This window comes from Cognatilysobacter lacus (genome assembly GCF_008274655.1).
Taxonomy (GTDB): Bacteria; Pseudomonadota; Gammaproteobacteria; order Xanthomonadales; family Xanthomonadaceae; genus Cognatilysobacter; species Cognatilysobacter lacus.
On record NZ_VTRV01000288.1, the window covers coordinates 1 to 771 of the forward strand.

The 771-nt window shown below is 63.6% G+C and carries 1 protein-coding gene; it reads left to right on the plus strand.

Annotated elements, in window-relative coordinates; genetic code table 11:
• Positions 1–442: 442 nt before the first annotated feature.
• Positions 443–664, plus strand: coding sequence for a hypothetical protein (locus tag FW784_RS14125; protein WP_149353951.1), 222 nt, complete (start codon positions 443–445; stop codon positions 662–664).
• Positions 665–771 lie beyond the last annotated feature (107 nt).

Here is a 771-nt window from a genome sequence, read left to right on the forward strand (position 1 = left end):
GCTCCTCCCCGTGCAGTACCTCGCCAGGGCCGGGGCCTAACAATTCGTCCAAGCCGACGCCGCTTCGCGGCGCGGCTGAACTCAGGTGTTAGGCGCCACGAACGTGACAAAACAGCCCTTCAGTTTTCATGATGCAACGCTGCTCTCCGTGCGGCTGGACTGGGCGACCCGCACCTGCTGCCTGGAGTTCCGCGGCTCGCCTACCCATCCGGAGCCGTTCCACGTCCGCTTTGAGCACGTGGAAGAGTTGGCTGTTCCCAACAGAGCGCCTTGGGGACCTTCCGTGTCGGTACTAGAGCTCAAGGAAACGCAGTCCGGCCGCTACGAACTAGAGATGCAGTCTGGGGATACTCTCGTGGTCGTGGCGCCTAACAATTCGTCCAAGCCGACGCCGCTTCGCGGCGCGGCTTAACTCAGGTGTTAGGCCCCGCAAGGAGAGTGCATGGCAGCTCAAACAAGACGCGCCGCGAACCTCGCTGCCTTGGTCGCAGCGTTCCTCGCTATCTGGCTCGTCTTCCGGGATGACATCGGGCTGCTGGTATTTGCCGGTGTGAGCCTCGCAGCGCTGCTAGCGGGAATCGGGGTTCTGGCGGGCCGCACCAGCAAGTCGCGCCTCTGCAGCGCATGTCGAGCGCTCGCGGATGCGTTCTGGGGCATCGGATAACATGCAGCCGCTGGGCCAGCGCGGGTCGGGGCCTAACAATTCGTCCAAGCCGACGCCGCTTCGCGGCGCGGCTTAACTCAGGTGTTAGCGCCCATGAAATCAGCTCT

What these genes read in the sequence shown, in the direction of transcription:
- FW784_RS14125 (WP_149353951.1), top strand. Translation starts at nt 443, where the DNA reads ATGGCAGCTCAAACAAGACGCGCCGCGAACCTCGCTGCCTTGGTCGCA.